The sequence below is a fragment of the Nocardia sp. NPDC059177 genome (genome assembly GCF_042755165.1).
Lineage (GTDB): Bacteria > Actinomycetota > Actinomycetes > Mycobacteriales > Mycobacteriaceae > Nocardia.
Genome location: NZ_JBHZBX010000007.1, coordinates 52,170 through 67,597 on the forward strand (window position 1 = coordinate 52,170; position 15,428 = coordinate 67,597).

The 15,428-nt window shown below is 68.0% G+C and carries 12 protein-coding genes; 9 read left to right on the plus strand and 3 right to left on the minus strand.

Annotated features, from left to right (window positions below; translation table 11 throughout):
• Nucleotides 1-38: 38 nt before the first annotated feature.
• Nucleotides 39-1,523, minus strand: coding sequence for an MDR family MFS transporter (locus ACFXK0_RS11010; protein ID WP_379409896.1), 1,485 nt, complete (start codon nucleotides 1,521-1,523; stop codon nucleotides 39-41).
• A gap of 346 nt (nucleotides 1,524-1,869) precedes the next feature.
• On the opposite strand from ACFXK0_RS11010, the gene ACFXK0_RS11015 reads away from it, so the two are divergent.
• Nucleotides 1,870-2,769, plus strand: coding sequence for an alpha/beta hydrolase (locus ACFXK0_RS11015; RefSeq protein ID WP_379409898.1), 900 nt, complete (start codon nucleotides 1,870-1,872; stop codon nucleotides 2,767-2,769).
• Between the two features lie 19 nt (nucleotides 2,770-2,788).
• Here ACFXK0_RS11015 and ACFXK0_RS11020 read toward each other — a convergent pair whose 3' ends face one another.
• Nucleotides 2,789-4,987, minus strand: a complete 2,199-nt coding sequence (locus ACFXK0_RS11020) for a hypothetical protein (protein ID WP_379409899.1) — start codon at nucleotides 4,985-4,987, stop codon at nucleotides 2,789-2,791.
• 258 nt (nucleotides 4,988-5,245) lie between these two features.
• Between ACFXK0_RS11020 and ACFXK0_RS11025 the strand changes: the two genes are divergently transcribed.
• The 8 genes from ACFXK0_RS11025 to ACFXK0_RS11060 all read left to right on the plus strand — a co-directional run bounded on the left by ACFXK0_RS11025 (nucleotide 5,246) and on the right by ACFXK0_RS11060 (nucleotide 14,903).
• The gene (locus ACFXK0_RS11025; protein WP_379409900.1) at nucleotides 5,246-5,689 is read left to right on the plus strand and encodes a GyrI-like domain-containing protein; all 444 of its coding nucleotides are present in this window, start codon (nucleotides 5,246-5,248) and stop codon (nucleotides 5,687-5,689) included.
• Entirely contained in the window at nucleotides 5,686-6,126 is a 441-nt protein-coding gene (locus tag ACFXK0_RS11030; RefSeq protein WP_379409902.1) for an AraC family transcriptional regulator, read from the plus strand. The genes ACFXK0_RS11025 and ACFXK0_RS11030 overlap by 4 nt, the downstream gene beginning before the upstream one ends.
• A gap of 309 nt (nucleotides 6,127-6,435) precedes the next feature.
• On the plus strand, nucleotides 6,436-8,583 hold the full coding sequence (locus ACFXK0_RS11035) for an Rv1355c family protein (protein ID WP_379409903.1): 2,148 nt from the start codon (nucleotides 6,436-6,438) through the stop codon (nucleotides 8,581-8,583).
• Nucleotides 8,584-8,651: 68 nt separating this feature from the next.
• Nucleotides 8,652-10,469, plus strand: a complete 1,818-nt coding sequence (locus ACFXK0_RS11040; RefSeq protein ID WP_379410154.1) for a putative bifunctional diguanylate cyclase/phosphodiesterase — start codon at nucleotides 8,652-8,654, stop codon at nucleotides 10,467-10,469.
• Between the two features lie 8 nt (nucleotides 10,470-10,477).
• Entirely contained in the window at nucleotides 10,478-11,458 is a 981-nt protein-coding gene (locus ACFXK0_RS11045; RefSeq protein ID WP_379409904.1) for a GAF domain-containing protein, read from the plus strand.
• Nucleotides 11,459-11,541: 83 nt separating this feature from the next.
• Nucleotides 11,542-12,837, plus strand: coding sequence for an ATP-binding protein (locus tag ACFXK0_RS11050; protein WP_379409905.1), 1,296 nt, complete (start codon nucleotides 11,542-11,544; stop codon nucleotides 12,835-12,837).
• Between the two features lie 97 nt (nucleotides 12,838-12,934).
• Complete coding sequence (locus ACFXK0_RS11055) at nucleotides 12,935-14,335, plus strand: WXG100 family type VII secretion target (protein WP_379409906.1); 1,401 nt, start codon at nucleotides 12,935-12,937, stop codon at nucleotides 14,333-14,335.
• A 34-nt stretch (nucleotides 14,336-14,369) separates the two neighbouring features.
• On the plus strand, nucleotides 14,370-14,903 hold the full coding sequence (locus tag ACFXK0_RS11060; protein WP_379409908.1) for a hypothetical protein: 534 nt from the start codon (nucleotides 14,370-14,372) through the stop codon (nucleotides 14,901-14,903).
• 3 nt (nucleotides 14,904-14,906) lie between these two features.
• Here ACFXK0_RS11060 and soxR read toward each other — a convergent pair whose 3' ends face one another.
• A complete protein-coding gene (soxR, locus tag ACFXK0_RS11065) occupies nucleotides 14,907-15,392 on the minus strand; it encodes a redox-sensitive transcriptional activator SoxR (protein ID WP_379409909.1) in 486 nt (161 codons plus the stop codon).
• Between the last annotated feature and the right edge of the window lie 36 nt (nucleotides 15,393-15,428).

Genomic DNA, 15,428 nt, shown 5'->3' on the forward strand with positions numbered 1-15,428 from the left:
GCTCGCGGTGGTCGCGGTCAGGGGCTTCGCGGGGTGGGTCAGCTCTTGACGAGTTCCGGCGCTTCCGGCTCGTCGGCCGGGGCGTGGGCGCCGTGCGGGTTGGCCGAGCGGTTGGGCAGCAGGACCGCCATCGCGATGACGATCAGGGCCAGGACGGCCGAGACCAGGAAGGCCAGGCGCATGCCGTCGAGGGCGGCGGTGGCGGGTTCGGTGCCCGCGTCGATCAGCGAGGTGCTGCGCGCGGACATGACCGTCACCACCAGGGCGGTGCCGACGGCCGCGGCGACCTGCTGCAGGGTGCCCAGCATCGAGCTGCCGTGCGAGTACAGGTTCATCGGCAGCGCGCCCAGACCCAGGGTGAACACCGGGGTGAAGGCGGCGGCCAGCGAGACCATCAGCAGGATGTGCAGGGCCAGCAGCTGCCAGTACGGCATGGTCAGCGAGACCTGGGTGAACCCGGCCAGCGCGACCGCGATACCGATCGAGCCGGGGATCACCAGCGTGCGGCCACCGAACTTGTCGAACAGCTTGCCGACACTCGGCCCGAGCAGACCCATCGCCAGACCACCCGGCATGACCAGCAGGCCGGTCTCCAGCGGGGTGAGGCCGCGCAGGTTCTGCAGGTACAGCGGCAGCAGGATCATCGAGCCCATCATCGCCAGGAACGCGACGGACAGCAGCACCAGCGCCTTGGCGTAGGTGCCGACCAGCAGAACCCGCAGATCCAGCAGCGGGGTGCCGGTGCGCTGCAGGCGAACCTGACGCAGCCCGAACGCGATGATCAGCGCGGCGCCGGCGGCCACGATCAGCACGGCGGTGGTGTAGCTGTCGCCGTGGAACTTGCTCAGACCGAACACCAGACCGCCGAAGCCCAGCGCCGCCAGCAGCACGCTGGGGATGTCGAGCACGCCCGCCTCGGGCTCGCCGACGTTCTCCAGCTGCCGCAGACCCAGCCAGGTGACCAGCGCGGCGATCGGCAGCATCACCACGAACAGCAGCCGCCAGGAGTCGATGCCGGGGACCTCGACCTGCAGGATCAGCCCGGAGATGACCGGGCCCATGGCCGGGGCGACCGAGATGGCCAGGGTGACATTGCCCATCACCTTGCCGCGATCCTGTTCGGCGACCACGGTCATCAACGTGGTCATCAGCAGCGGCATCATCACCGCGGTGCCGCCGGCCTGGATGATCCGGCCGATCAGCAGTACCGCGAAGGTCGGCGCCAGCGCTGAGAGCACGGTGCCCGCGATGAACACGCCCATCGCGACGGCATAGGCCGTGCGGGTGGTGACGCGCTGCAGGAACCAGCCGGTGGTCGGGATGATCGCGGCCATCGTCAGCATGAACGCGGTGGAGACCCATTGCGCGGCGACCTCGGTGACGTGCAGATCGTCCATCAACCGCGGGATCGCGTTGATCATGATGGTTTCGTTGAGGATCACGACGAACGTCGCGAGCACCAGTACCCGGATGACGGTCGGCGTCCGCCTCTTGGATGTAGGTGCGGATATTTCGGCTGACATCGGGTAGTACCTCCGGAGCATGAGTATCGGCGGGCGGCGGCCCGATGCCGAGTCACGCTTCGCGCGCCGGCACTACTGGAGACGACGGTGTCGAAGTAGCCAACTCATCGGGCGCGGGCAAGTATTCCGGCTGCCTCCGACACAAATCACCCGGTTTTCGCCGTAACCGCAGCTACGGGACCATGCAAAAGCCCAGCTCGATACGGTATTCCACCGGAGATTCGGGCCGGGGGTGAGCCTGGTCACTGCGGTCTCGATTCCGATGGGGCGCGTGTGGCTGGGTGTGTCGGCTGAGGCAGCGGGGTATATCGAAGGGGTGACGACAACGAGACGGTGGCTTGCTGTGGTGTGTGCGTTCGTCGCTTCGCTGGGGATGGCGGCCGGGGCGAACGCGGATCCGGGCGCGTATGTGGCGGGGGAGGCGCCGCTGGGTGGGCGGGCCGTGCAGCTCGACGTGTTCTCGCCGTCGATGGGCAAGGTGATCCAGAACCGGGTGATCAAAGCGGCCGGGGCGGGCGCGCCGACGCTGTATCTGCTCACCGGCGCGGGTGGCGGCGCGGACGGGATCTCGTGGTGGGACAACACCGATGTGCGCAGCTTCTTCGCCGACAAGTTCGTCAATGTGGTGATGCCGGTCGGCGGCGCGTTCACCCTCTACACCGATTGGATCTCCGATGATCCCGGCGTCGGCCGGGTGCGCTGGGAGACCTACCTGACCGAGGAACTGCCCGGCGTCATCGACAGCACGCTCGGCGCGAGCGGGCGCAATGCCATCGCCGGGGTGTCGATGAGCGCGTCCTCGGCGCTGGACCTGACCATTCGCGGCGGCTCCCGCTTCTTGGCGGTCGCGGCGCTGAGCGGCTGCCCGTGGGCCGCCGATCCGCTCGGCATCTCCATGGCCAGCGCGCAGGCCGTGCGCGGTGGCGGCAATCCGGGCAATATGTGGGGCCTGCCCGGCGGGCCGGTGTGGCGCGAGCACGACGTGTTCGCCAATGCGGGCGCGCTGGCGGGCAAGACGGTCTTCCTCGCGGCCGCGACCGGGGTGCCGGGGGCCAATGATCGCGGGCTGCCCTTCCCGCCGCTGGAATCCATCGCGGGTGCGTGCACGGCGGCGTTCGCGGGGCGCCTCGGTCAGCTGGGTATTCCGGCGACCTACATCCACCGGCCGACCGGCTCGCACACCTGGGGCCAGTTCGAAACCGACCTGCACGAGGCCTGGCCACACCTGTCCGCCGCCATCAGCTGACCGGCGGTCGCGATACCGCCTAGCTGCCCGGTGTCGTCGTCGCGGTGGGTTCCGGTGCGGCGGGCACTGTCGCGCTGGATTCCTCGTCGACGGCAGGCTTCTCGTCGACGGCCGGGGCGCTCGGCGAGACTTGGCGGCGGTACCACCACTGCAGCACCGCGAGGCCGAGCAGTGCGAGTACCGCGCACACCAGGCTGACCGGCAGGCCGGGTGGGCGCCAGGTGATGGTGAGGGTGGCGTTGTGGGTGCCGGGTGGGATGTCGACGGCCAGGAAGGTGCCCGCGACGGCGCGGGTGGGGATTTCGCGGTTGCCGAGGGTGGCGGTGTAGCCGGGCCAGGCCAGGCGGGAGAACACGATCCGGCCGCCGGTCCCGGAGGAGACGGTGGCGCGGTTGGTCAGCCCGCCCTCGGGCATGATGCTCGCCTTGACACCGGACTCGTGGGCGATGAGGTCGCCGGGGCGCGGCAGCGGGTTGACCCGCTCGAGCACCCAGATCTGGTGTTCGTGGCCGGGATAGGTGACGAACTTCCAGCCGGCGGGCGCGGGCTTGTTGCCGGCGTCGGGGTACTGGGCCCGTTGCAGCACAACACGATCCAGCAGCATCAGATCGACAACGGGTGTGTCCGAGGACGGTTCGACGGCGAAGGCCCGCCGGTAGGCGTCGGGGCAGGTGCCGCCGTCCCAGGCCATGCACAGCAGCCCGGCGAAGGCCGCGTGCCCGACCGGGGTGTATCCGTTGACGTACTTCAGCCCGAGGTTCTTCGCGTAACTGCCCAGCGCGATCGACCCGTAGGTGCCCGCGAGCGTGCGGTCCTCGTTGCGGACCATGATCCGGTCGGCCAATTGCAGGGTGCGCCCGTCGAAGTCGGGGAAGGCGGCGGCCATCTCGGAGCGACGTTCGGGGAAGCCGTAGGACAGCGGTGTCGCGGGCGCGATCGCCACCTGGGCGTAGGCGATGGGGAAGGTCGCCAGGATGGTCAGGGTGGCGGCGGCGGTGACGCCACGGGTGCGCGCCAGCCAGACCACGCCGGTGCCCAGTGCCGCGACCACCAGCACCGCGATGAGGTGCCGTTCGACGAGTTTCGGTGCGGCCGAGAACGATCGGATGAACAGCAGCGCGATCAGCGCCCCGGCCGCGGTGGCCCGGCGCCGCGAACTGGTGAAGACCCCGTACCGGCTGATCAGCACGCACACCAGGACCAGCAGCGCGATCGCCAGCAGCGGCAGCACGCGGGCCGGCCAGCGTAGCGGACCGATCGCGCCCGGCCCCGCGGTCCACATGAGCGCGGCGAGGGCGAGCAGCGCGATACCGCTCCATTCGGCCGCGGCCCGCGCGGCGGCGCGCCAGTCGATGAACGCGAGCGCGGGGATCAGGAACCAGGCGATGTACACCATCGGCAGCGGTTGCACATATCCCCACCAGCCGGTGAAGGCCGGAACTGTGCTGGGCAGACTGGCATTGAGTGACTCCGACCAGGGCACGGTCAGGAACTGGTCGTTGAGGATGGTGGACACATCGCCGCGCCAGGTCGCCTGTGAGGACAGCAGGATCGGCAGGTTCGCGATCATCGAGGCGAGCACAGCCAGTCCCGCCACGGTGAGCACCCGCAGCACCGGCGCCCATCGTCGCTGATACAGGTATTCGCCCGCGGCGACGGCCGCGATCATCAGCCCGGATTCGACTGCGGGGAAGGCGTATTGGATGGTCAGGGCCAGATACAGGAACACGAACAGCGGGATCGGGCCCGACCGTCCGCGCGCGTAGAGCACCGCCGAGGCCCAGGCGTGCACCAGCCACGCGGTGCCGGTCTGCGAGGTGAACCAGCTGGCCTGGTCGAAGAACAGGAACCAGCCGCTGAACGGGAACGCCACCCCGGCCACCGCCGCCCAGGGCAGGCGGGCACCGTAGGCCAGGCAGATCCGGAACACCCCGAGCGCGGCGATCACCGCGAACACCAGTTTCACGATGGTCGCGTACAGCGCGAGATTGTCGAAGGAGGGTGCCAGCAGGTAGACCAGCAGCTGCGGCGGGTTGTAGAGGCCGGCCTCCTCGAGGCTGTAGTTGCCCGCCATCCATTCCCACGGCACCATCGCCGGGAACCGGCCGGCGCGCAGTTCGGTGCCGAGCAGCTGCCACATGGGCGCGTATTGGGCCTCGGTGTCGTCGGTGTAGAAGTGTCGTGGGTTCGCCAGCAGCACAGCGAGATACCCGAGCACGACGGCGGCGGTGACCCCGCCCGCCCATCGCAGGACCTGTTGTCGCGATCGGAGTGCCGCGTATACCCACACGAGCGCGGGAGCTTAGGCGATCGAAGTGAATCGGACAATGCCTCGCCCGATCGCCGCGTGGTGATGGACGTTTGACCAGCTCAGGTGGGTTAGGTTGGGTGGACGACCAACTCGGTGTGTCACCGCCGTCGGAGACCGATGTTGATAGCATGGCGCAACCGAGCCGACCCTTCGAGAGAGTCATCAATGCAGTTCGAAATCGTCGAGCGGGACGAGACCTGGGTGGCCGGTTTGCCGGTGCGCAGTCCCAAACGCGCACTCGGTGAGCTGCGCGACCGGGATCTCGAAGCCGCGTGGTCGGCGGTCCTCCACCAGGATCTCGGTGGCCCGCTGGCCAGCGCCTACACCGATTACACCGGCGAGCTGAGCACCTACAACACCCAGATCGTCGGCTACCAGTGCGATTCGCTCGACCAGGTGACCCGCGGGCATCTGGTGGCGCGCCTGCCGCGCGGCAGCTACGCGCGCTTCTCCTCGGTCGGTAACTTCCCGCAGGTGATGACGGATCTCTGGACCCAGATCGCCTACGCCGAGGAGCACAACCAGATCAAGCGCACCTTCACCGGCGATTTCGAGTGCTACCCGCACGCCTACAAGATCGACCTCTACCTGGCGGTCGATCCGCGATGACCTATTCGATCGTGGTGCGCGGCGCCGCACTGTACGGCGGCCTGACCGTGCCGCGCGTGCATCCGAGTTTCAAGGTCAGCAACAGCGATCTGATCGAGTTCCTCAAGGACCGGTTGCGCGACCGGCCCGGCGGCACCGAGCCGCTGCACACCGTCTACGTCCCCGATGCGGCGGGCAACTGGAACGCGCTGGTCGCGCGGGAGTATGCGAGCCCGGACGAGGTGCCGGTGGGTGATCTGATGGTGCGGGTGCCCAAGGGCATCTACGCCCGGTTCGCGCCCAATGGCGACTATCACGACCCGGTCGAAGACGTCTGGGCCCAGGTCGACGACGCCACCGCCTCCGCGGAGATCTCGCGCGCCTACGCCGAGGAGATCGAGGTCTGGCACGGTCCGCACACCGTCGAATTGTTCATTTCGATCACGGTGGATAGCTGATAAATAGCCGAATCCGAACCGCTCGGTCTCGCTCTACGGAACCGCTTCGAGCTCACCCCTTCTGACCTGCGGTTATTTCAACCGGCTCAGGCGGTTTCCGGAAAAATAGCCACTCGCCTGGTGGAATCCTCCGGGATGACGGATACTGCACCAGTCGGCATCGGTAGGACGCCGACCGCGCGCTGGCGTGGAGCACTTGAGTAGGAACACGATGGCTGTCGAGGCAACGCGCAACGGGGCGGGTTTGCGGCATGTTCACCGATGGGCCGGACCGGTCCTGGTCAACGCACTTCGTGGGCCGGACCGGCGATGACCGGATCCGCGAACACGGCGGCCGAGCATCGGCCGCTGATCATCGACCCCGCGCAGGATGCCGACGCGGCAACCCTGCGGCAGCTGGCGGACACTGCCTGGATCGAGCAGATCGACCTGCGCGAGGGCCTGCGCGCCGAACTGGCCGACCTGGTCGGCGTACCGCCGGAGGTCGACCCCGGCGAGGAACGCTGGATCTACTACCCGTGGCGGCGCGCGCTGGTCGCTGTCCTCGGCCCCGGCGCCTACCGGGCGATCCGCTCCGACCGCAATCGCAACAAGCTCACCAGGGACGAACAGGCCAGGCTGGCCGGGCTCGCGGTCGGTGTCGTCGGCCAGAGTGTCGGGCATTCGGTGGCCTACGCGCTGGCGCTGGAGGGCGCCTGCGGGCTGCTGCGGCTGGCCGATTTCGACACCATCGAGCTGTCGAACCTGAACCGGGTGCCCGGCGGGCTCTTCGATGTCGGGGTCAACAAGGCGGTGGTGACCGCGCGCCGGATCGCCGAGCTGGATCCCTATCTGCCCGTCGAGATCTGGCAGGCAGGAGTGTCCGACGCGACCGCCGACGCGTTCCTGGACGGTCTGTCACTTGTGGTGGAGGAGTGCGACTCGCTCGACATCAAGTTCGCGGTCCGCGACGCGGCCCGCCGCAGCGGGATACCGCTGCTGATGGAGACCAGCGACCGCGGCCTGTTCGACGTCGAACGCTACGACCTCGAACCCGGCCGCGAACCCTTCCACGGCCTGCTCGGCGCGACCACCGGCGCCCAGCTCAGCGGCCTCGACACCAGGGCCAAGGCGCCACACGTGATGCGCATCCTCGATCCAGGCCAGCTCTCCGCACGCATGGCCGCCAGCCTGGCCGAGGTCGGTGAAACCATCACCACCTGGCCGCAACTGGGCAGTGACGTGCAGCTCGGCGCCGCGCTCGTGACCTCGGCGGTGCGCCGGATCGGCCTGGGAATCAAACTCTCCTCGGGTCGCGTCCGCGTCGACCTGGAGGCCGCGCTGGACTCGCTGGCCGAGCCCAGCTATCGCGACGACGCCGGGGAAATCGCACCCGACGACGACGCCGAAGCCCCGCCCGCTGACGCGCTCGCCGCCGTCCTGGCCTGCGCCCAACGCGCGCCGTCCGGCGGCAATGTGCAGCCGTGGCAACTGCGCGGCGACACCGAGCTGATCGAGATCACGCTCGATGCAGCCGCCGCGACCGCCATGGACATCGGCCATCGCGGCAGCGCCGTCGCTGTCGGCGCCGCGCTGTACAACGCCCGGGTCGCCGCTGCGGCCCATGGGTTGCTGAGCGAGCCGGAACTGCGCGTCGACGACCCGTCGGCCCCGCTGATCGCCCGATTGCGTCTGCGCGACGGCCGCGACCCCGATCTGGCCGCCGACTACCCGCTCGCGCTGAGCAGGCAGACCAACCGCAGGCTCGGCATCCCCCGCATCCTCTCGGCGACCGTGCTGCCCGCGCTGCGCACCGCCGCGGCCGCCGAACAGGCCGAGGTGCACGCGCTCACCGGCGTCGACGCGCTGGCCGAGGCAGCCGCGCTGCTCGGCGCGAGCGACCGGGTGCGCTATCTCACCCCGCAGCTGCACGACGAGCTCTACGCCGAACTGCGCTGGCCCGGCGATGATCTGCGCACCGGCATCGACGTGCGCACACTCGACCCGGCGCCCGACGAACTCGCCAAACTCCAGGTCGGCAAGCGCTCGGATGTGATGGACCGGCTGCGCGAGTGGTCCGGCGGTAGCGCGCTGGGCGAATTCACCGTCGACCGGGTGCGCTCGAGCTCGGCGCTGATCGCCGTGTCGTTCCGGGCGCGCGCCGGTGGCAGGCCGGATCTGGCCGACTACGCGCGGGCCGGAGCAGCGGTGGAACGGGTCTGGTTGCGGGCCCAACTGCTGGGGCTGGCGGTGCAGCCGGTGTCGCCGGTGTTCCTCTATGCCGACCGGCCGGAGGATTTGCACAGCGTTTCTCCCGAGTTCACAGATACACTTGCCAGCATTCAGAGGCGTTTCCTGGACATGCTGGAAATCTCTGGAGATGAGAACGTGGCATTGGTTCTTCGTCTGAGCTACGCCGCGCCTGCGAGCGTTCGCAGTCGACGGTTGCCGGTGCCCGGCAGTAGGAACGACGGATAGCGCGGATCGGAGACAACGTGCCTCGGCAAACGCTCGACTCACTGGTGACGCAGGTCGCCTCCGAGTTGATGGGTGTCGACGCCACGACCATGGTGGCGGCGAGTGAGCGGGTGCTCGCCGCCCTGGTGGCGCACTTCGATGTCGACTTCAGCTATCTGCGCCATACCGATCGCGGCAGGCGCGCGACAGTGCTGGTCGCCGAATGGCCGCACCGGCCCGACGTGCCGGATCCCGATCCGCTGCACGTGGTCGAGTTCGAGCACGCCGACTCGGTGTTCAGCGCCCTCGAATTCGCCACCGAGCCGCTGATCGTGCGCCCCGGCAACGACAGCGCCGACTACCAGGAGACGATCCGCCAGGGCTCGGGCATCCCCGAGGTGGCCATGGCCTGCGTGCCGCTGGTCTCGCGCGGGGAGTCCACCGGCGTGCTCGGGTTCGTGAAAATGGGCGACCGGGCCTGGTCCAAGCGCGAGATCAATGTCCTCAAGGCGATCGCGGCGCTGTTCGCCCAGTTGCAGGCGCGCGTGGTGGCCGAGGAGAAACTGCGCTACATCGCCCTGCACGACGACCTGACCGGCCTGGCCAACCGCCGCGCCCTGCTCGAATACATGGAAGACCGTCTGCGCGCGGACAATCCGGGCCCGGTCGCCACCTTCTTCCTCGACCTGGACCGGCTCAAGGCGCTCAACGACTTCCTCGGGCACAGCGCGGGCGACAACTTCATCCGCACCCTGGCCCGCAGACTCAAACAGAACCTCGAACCCGGCGACATGATCGCCCGGCTCGGCGGCGACGAGTTCGTCATCGTGCCCGCCGCCCCGATGGACGCGGTCGCCGCCGAACTCGAGGCCACCCGGATCCAGCAGCTCATCGGCCGGCGGGTGTCGGTGGGGCAGGAATCGGTCAGCCGTGGCGTGAGTGTCGGTGTGGCGGTGGGCATTCCGGGCGAGACCTCGGTGTCGGATGTGCTGCGGCGCGCCGATCACGCGCTGCTGTCGGCCAAGTCCGGCGGCGGCAACGGGGTCGCGGTGTTCACCGACGCCATGCGCGCGCAGTTCGAACTCCAGGACGACGTGGAACTCAACCTGCGCAGCGCGGTGTCCGACGGCTCGCTGGTACTGCACTACCAGCCCGAGGTCGATCTGCGGACCGGCCGGATCGTGGCGCTGGAGGCGCTGGTGCGCTGGCAGCACCCGACCCGCGGCCTGCTGCCGCCCGGCGCGTTCGTCTCCGTCGCCGAGGCCACCAATCTGGCCGGTGAACTCGGCCGGTGGGTGATCCGTTCGGCCTGTTCGCAATTCGCCGACTGGCGCAGGCGCGGGCTGGCCGCCAATGTGGTGATCCGGATCAATGTGTCGCCGGTGCAGCTGGTCAGCGCCGATTTCGTGGAGCGGATCGAGGACATTCTGCGGCTGTTCGGCATCGACGGCAGCTCGGTCTGCCTGGAGATCACCGAACACGTCGTGGTGCAGGATCTCGTGCGCACCCGGCTCACGCTGCGCGGGCTCAAGCGGATGGGCGTGCAGATCGCCATCGACGACTTCGGCACCGGATACAGCTCGCTGTCGCACCTCAAGGCGCTGCCGGTGGACGCGGTGAAGATCGACCGCGGTTTCGTGCAGCGCCTCGGCGACAGCAACGACGACCTGGCGATCGTGAAGTCGATCATCGGGCTGGCCGGCTCGTTCGGCCTCGGTGTGGTCGGCGAGGGCGTGGAGACGCCGATGGCGGCCCGCACGCTGGTCGGGCTCGGTTGCTATCGCGCGCAAGGGTTCCTGATCGCGCGCCCGATGCCGGCCGCGGATGTCGAAGCCCGGCTGCGCGAGGGGCGCATTCCCCTCGACCTCGATCTGCCACGCGCGGGACGCGGCGTGGCCCCGAACTGACGGCGGCGATGTCGGCGGGCCGCTGGCTCCTGGTGGAGACCCTCACCGAGGATCTCACCCCCACCCTCGTCGCCGTGGAAACGGCTGCCCGGCAATGGATTCCGCCGCAGCGCTGGCATCGCGTGCTCGACCGGGCCGAGGTCGCGCCGGTGCTCGATGCGGTGCGGCGGGCCAGGGCCGGAGTCGCCGAACGGACCGTCGTCGACGGGATGCTGCTGCTGGCCGAACCGGTCCGCTGCGCTTTCGGCGGGGTGCACGGCGTGCAGGTCTGGCTCGGCCCCGCCGACGCCCCCGTGCGTGCCCGGCGCCGGGTCGCGGCCTGGGACTGGGCCGCCGACACCGAACTCGCCCACCACGGACCGGGTTTGGAGGAACTCGTCTTCGCCAGGGACCCCGAACTGGTGCGGGTGGTCCGGACCCCACCCGACGCGTTCGGGCGGATGGTCCGCTTCGACGGCAGGCTCGACTATTTCGCCATGGTCACCGCGCTCGAACCCGGCGGACACTGGCAGGGCCAGGTCGACATGGCCGGCGACGACGAAACCGTGCGCCGCTTCCAGATGATCACCCGCGCCCGCCCCACCCTGACCCGGGTCAGCGCACTCATGCACGCCATCCCCGAACTCGACGCCGACGCGGCCACCATCGACCCCGACGTCCTGATGCTGCGCGCCGTCTCCCAGCGCACCGGCGTCGGCGTCGGCCTCATCCTGCTCTCCAATGCCGTCATCTACGAATGGGCAGGCGACCCACCCCCACCCCTGGACCGCTGGGCAGTCGAACGCCCCACCATCGCCCCCGCCGACCACACCGCCCTCCGCGCCGCCTGCGCCGCCGTCGCCGCCCAACCGGGCACCACGCGGCGCCTCACCCTACGGGTCCGCTTCGCGGGCACCGACTGGATCGAGGCCCAGGCCGAGGTCGTCACCATCACCACCGACGCCACCGGCCACGGATTGCTGCGGGTGTGGACGAGTTCCGATCGGTAGCAAACATGGCCGCTGGAGAAAGTTGTAGGTCCCAGGGAGTAAAAGTTGTAGGTTGAGGCGGGTGAAAATTGTAGGCTGAGGTCATGGCACCTGCTGACGTCACCTACTTGCCCCGTGTCGTCGACGATGAACTGAACGGTGCGCTGCGCCGCATCGGCGCTGTTCTGGTGGAGGGTCCGAAAGCATGTGGCAAGACGCTCACCGCGACGCGGGTTGCCCGGACCGTGGTGCGGTTGGACGACGAGAGCGGCAGTGTGCGCGAGGTTCTGGACGTTGATCCGGCGCTGTTGCTGCAGGGGAAAACTCCGGTTCTGCTGGACGAATGGCAGGCGTATCCGCCGTTGTGGAACCTTGTGCGCAGGGCCGTCGACGACCGCCAGGCAAAAGGGCAGTTCATCCTGACCGGTTCGGCCACGCCTGACGACGACGTTCGTCGACATACTGGGGCAGGACGGTTCGCCGTCATCCGGATGCGCCCCATGAGCCTGTACGAGACCGGGCACTCGACCGGGCAGGTCTGTCTTGCCGCGATGTTCGACGGCGAACCGCCCCGTGCCTTCGACCCGGTCTGGACCGCCACAAGTGCCCGCGAGCAGATCGCGGAACTCATCGCGGTGGGTGGCTGGCCGGTCAATGTCGGTCTCGACGCCGACGACGCGCTCCTGACGAACCGGGACTATCTGGATGTGGTGCGCCGCTACGATATTCAGCGAGCTACCGGCATTGACAAGGATCCCGAGGTCGCGCTCCGGGTGATTCGCTCGTTTGCCCGCGGTATCGCGACCCCGATGGCGGAAACCACGATCGCCAAGGACATCCGCGGGGGTGAGCCATCGGAAACGGGGCCGGATGCGACGAGCCGGGACGCGGTGCGTGCGCACCTGGATGCCCTCCGTCGGCTGCGACTGGTCGAGGACCAGCCTGCGTGGGGGCCGAGTATCCGTTCCGCGCGCCGACTGCAGACCTCCCCGAAACGGCACTTCGTCGATCCCTCACTGGCCGTTGCCGCACTACAGACAGGGGTAGCGCCCCTGGCCGCCGATGTGAAGACCCTGGGGTTGCTGTTCGAGTCCCTGGCGGTCCGCGACCTGCGCGTGTACAGCCAGCCGTTGGGAGGCCACGTATCGCATTATCGCGATGACAAGCACTTGGAGGTCGACGCGATCGTGGAACTGCGTGACGGCCGGTGGGGTGCGTTCGAGATCAAGCTCGGTGCCGAGGCCCATGTCATCGACTCCGCCGCGGAAAACCTGAAGAAGATGGCCGAGCTCGTCGACGACAATCGATGTGCCTTCCTCGCGGTGCTGACCAATGGGGGTATGGCGACCCGGCGGCGGGACGGAGTCGATGTAGTCCCGCTGCGCATGCTCGCACCGTGACCGCAGGGCACGGCCGGGCCGATTCGGCGGCACGACAGTCGACAGGCCGACGGCCGAGGTCATCACCAGCACCACCGACGCCACTGGGCACATTGCTGTGGACAAGCTGGGCCGCGTCGCTGCTAGCGTGTCGGCCGAAGGGCTACAAGGGAAGTGGGGGGTTATGGCGACACTCGGGGCCGATGAATCGGCGGCGGTCGCGCAGGTGCTGACGGTGGCGCAGGTGCTGGCGTGGGATCCGGCAACGCTCACGACACGGGCGAATACGTGGTCGACGCAGGCCACGGGACTGAGCACCGTCGATGACACGATGTATCGCGCGGTCGATGCGGGGCGGGACTTCTGGACCGGGAGTGCGGCGGATGCCATGCGCACCAAGCACGACGAAATCCGTACCAAGGCGAAGACATTCATCACCGCGCTGCAGGACGGCGCCGCTGCGGCACAGGCGGGTGCCGGGACGCTCGACGCGGCCAAGACCGCGGTCGCGAACGCGGTGAAGTCGGCGGAGTCCAAGGGCTACGAGGTCGGTGCCGACGGTACGACCACGATTTCCACGAGTACACATCAGACGCTGCTCTCGCAGCTGTCCGACGCGTCCTCGTACACGGTGGCGGCCGGTGCCCTCCAGGTGGACGCCGACGCCTCGACCACCGCGGTCAAGCAGGCGCTGGAGAACGCGCGCACGGCGGCGGCATCGGTGCAGGCCGCGATCGAGAAGGCGTTCGTCGACCTGTCCGCCGGTGATTCCAGCACTTTCCTGGCGGCCAGCCCGAAGAACATCTCGGATCCCGACATCCAGGCGCCGGGGCAGACGTCGGCGGCTCAGCGGGAGATCGACGCCAAATACGACTACTACAAAGCGCTGATCGAAAGAAACGGCGGCACTGTCGATTCGAGTCAGAAGAACCTCGTCGCGATCCGCAAGGAGACCAACACCGCGGCCAACGGTGGCAACGGCGTGTACGACGACAAAGCCGTGCTCATCTGGATCGATGAGCACGGGAACAAGCGTGTCAGTGAGTACCAGGCGAACACCGATCCGACCAACCGCTACATCGACAACGAAGACGAAACCCGGGATGTGAACGGGGACGGAAAGCGGGAACTGGGAAGGCTGCCCGAAGGCTCCTACCAGTACGGGCACAACTGGTTCAAGAACAAGCACGATACGGTCGGCGACGGAAACGTGTTCAAAATGGACGACGGTACCCGCGTCGACGCCGAGTACGACACGAATCACGACGGATTGTTCAACGACAATGCCCGGGGTGAGGGTGGCCAAACCATGTACTGGCATTGCGGCCGGGAAGGCGACGTCGCGAGTGCGGGCTGCCAGACGATGCCGCCGGGCGACTGGGCCCGGTTCACCTCCGATATGGGCGTATCAGTGACCGACAAGTACACCGGCGAGCAGGTGCCGCTGCGCTACACGTTGGTGAACGAGAACCCCGCGAAGGGGAATAGGGAGTATCAGAATCTTGACGGAACGGTCTGAGCGCCACAGGTCACCACTGCCGACGGCGTGGAAGATGGTGATGGCCGTAGCGGTTGTCGCAACGCTGGTGTGTTGCGTGTGGGCGCTGTGGCCGAGCGTGGCGGTGTTCGATGACGACGAAGTCTTGTTTTGGGTCGCACCCGTCATCGCCATTCCGGTACTGGTGTGGCTGGTATTGGTGATCGTCGCCGGGGTGAAGTATGCGAATTGGTGGCGGTGGGGACTGTTGGTTCCCGTATTCATTATTGTCACGATGGTGCTGGCAGGGATCCACGCGCCGGGTCGAATCGGTTGGATGATGACGCGAAGCGAAATGGATCAGGCGGCCGCTGCGTGTGAAACGCTGGACAGCGGAAGATTGGGTGTTCCATACAAGAGCGTAACCATTGGGCCGTACGAATTCCATCATGTCTCGAGTGACCTTGACGGAGATTGCATATTCCGTTTTTCGAGGTATTACCCTGTTGTGAGCAGCGGATTCATGTATCTGCCGGACGGGCGAACTCCCACCAGCACTATCGACACCCGGTATGTCCATCTCGGTGGTTATTGGTACTACTTCAGGTGACGTTCACCCACACACCGGCCGGGTCGGGCAGTTCAACTGCACGTCCAGCACCCGCGCACCGGGCCCCTCGGCACCGAGCCGATCCTGTTCGTTGACCAATTTGCACGACCCCAGCGACAGGCATCCGCAGCCGATGCAGCCGGTGAGGTTGTCGCGGAGGCGGGTGAGTTGGGTGATGCGGTCGTCGAGGTCCTCGCGCCAGGTGGTGGAGAGGGTTTCCCAGTCGCGGCGGGTGGGCGTGCGGCCTTCGGGGAGGCGGTCCAGGGCCGAGCGGATCTCGCTCAGTGGGATGCCGACGCGCTGGGAGATGCGGATGAAGGCGACCCGGCGCAGCGTTTCCCGAGCGTAGCGGCGTTGATTGCCGCTGGTTCGACGACTCGATATGAGACCTTCGCGTTCGTAGAAGTGCAACGCGGACACTGCGACTCCACTACGATCGGATAGCTGCCCGGGGGTCAGCTCCTTCGTTTGCCAATCGGCCGTCGTCATCTGCGCTCCTCCCGCTTTACCTCAACAATACTTGAG

Bases quoted from the DNA above. Each gene is read 5' to 3' on its own strand.
- ACFXK0_RS11010 (WP_379409896.1), bottom strand. From the start codon at position 1,523: ATGTCAGCCGAAATATCCGCACCTACATCCAAGAGGCGGACGCCGACC.
- ACFXK0_RS11025 (WP_379409900.1), top strand. From the start codon at position 5,246: ATGCAGTTCGAAATCGTCGAGCGGGACGAGACCTGGGTGGCCGGTTTG.
- ACFXK0_RS11040 (WP_379410154.1), top strand. From the start codon at position 8,652: ATGGGTGTCGACGCCACGACCATGGTGGCGGCGAGTGAGCGGGTGCTC.
- ACFXK0_RS11060 (WP_379409908.1), top strand. From the start codon at position 14,370: ATGGTGATGGCCGTAGCGGTTGTCGCAACGCTGGTGTGTTGCGTGTGG.
- ACFXK0_RS11035 (WP_379409903.1), top strand. From the start codon at position 6,436: ATGACCGGATCCGCGAACACGGCGGCCGAGCATCGGCCGCTGATCATC.
- ACFXK0_RS11030 (WP_379409902.1), top strand. From the start codon at position 5,686: ATGACCTATTCGATCGTGGTGCGCGGCGCCGCACTGTACGGCGGCCTG.
- ACFXK0_RS11050 (WP_379409905.1), top strand. From the start codon at position 11,542: ATGGCACCTGCTGACGTCACCTACTTGCCCCGTGTCGTCGACGATGAA.
- ACFXK0_RS11045 (WP_379409904.1), top strand. From the start codon at position 10,478: ATGTCGGCGGGCCGCTGGCTCCTGGTGGAGACCCTCACCGAGGATCTC.
- soxR (WP_379409909.1), bottom strand. From the start codon at position 15,392: ATGACGACGGCCGATTGGCAAACGAAGGAGCTGACCCCCGGGCAGCTA.